Annotated in this window: 2 protein-coding genes; both read left to right on the forward strand. The window is 69.7% G+C overall.

The window, feature by feature from the left end; all coding sequences use genetic code 11:
• Positions 1–126: 126 nt before the first annotated feature.
• Positions 127–447, forward strand: a complete 321-nt coding sequence (locus ABZV94_RS42045) for a hypothetical protein (RefSeq protein WP_356350454.1) — start codon at positions 127–129, stop codon at positions 445–447.
• 4 nt (positions 448–451) lie between these two features.
• A complete protein-coding gene (locus tag ABZV94_RS42050; RefSeq protein WP_356350456.1) occupies positions 452–820 on the forward strand; it encodes a DUF6221 family protein in 369 nt (122 codons plus the stop codon).
• Positions 821–1,055: the final 235 nt, after the last annotated feature.

Here is a 1,055-nt window from a genome sequence, read left to right on the forward strand (position 1 = left end):
CGGGCTTAAGGCCGGCGCCTGGTGCGGGATCTGCCTCGGCACATCCGCCGGCGTCGCAGGGTTCGCCGCGGTCCCGCTCGCGCAGGCCGTGAACTGGGCCGGTGGCGCCTTGTACGGGGTCCTCTGATGGGCCGGAAGAAGCCCGTTGCCGAGGAGTCGGAGGAGCAGCCGGAGGGCAGCCCCGTGGCTGGGGCGTGCGTCCTGGTCGTCCTCGGTGGGGCCGTGCTCGCGGTCGTCTACGCGGTGTCGCCGGACGCCGGGATCGGGGCGGTGTGGGTGGTCGGGATCGTCGCCATGTGGCGGGTCGCCAAGTCGGTGCGGGGTGCAGCTAACCCCGCTCCCCCGGGGAGTCCTGCCCCCCTCCCCGACACAAAACCGCAGTTCACGATCGTGGAGGACCGAGAGGGGCACTGCACCGTCACCTGGTCCACGAGTACGGGAGACTGACCCCATGGACGACCTGATCACGTTCCTCCGCGCCCGCCTCGACGAAGACGAGCAGACCGCGCGCGCGGCGCATGCCCCGAACTGGTCGACGGACGGGCGCCGCGGCCTCCACTACGGCGTGGAAGACGGCTGGATGGCCGACGCATTGACTACTGGCGACGCCGACCACATCGCCCGCCACGACCCAGCCCGCGTCCTCCGCGAGGTCGAGGCCAAGCGGATGATCGTGGAGCGGTTCGCGGATCTCTCCGGGGAGGACTGGAAGCCGAGCGCTCCCCGGGTGGTTCGCTTGCAGGAACTTCGGGACTCTGTGCGCTGCTTGGCCGTGGCCTACGCCGACCACCCCGACTACCGCGACGACTGGCGGCCATAACCCCGCTGTCACACCCCCGCAGTAGCCTCGACGCAAGAGCTTTCCCCTTCGATCAGGGGTGCGTCATGGCTGCCGCAGCTGCTCTGGACCGAGCCCCGCCGTACTTCCCCCGACGGCGGGGCTCACCCATGCCCTCCACCCTTGTGCAACAAGTTGCATAACCTGGTTATCCTGAGCTACAGACAACACCAGGGGAGCGTGCCGCATGGCCCGTATGCCAGGTGCCACATGGCAC

It is taken from the genome of Streptomyces sp. NPDC004658 (assembly GCF_040609555.1).
In the GTDB taxonomy this organism is placed as follows: Bacteria; Actinomycetota; Actinomycetes; order Streptomycetales; family Streptomycetaceae; genus Streptomyces.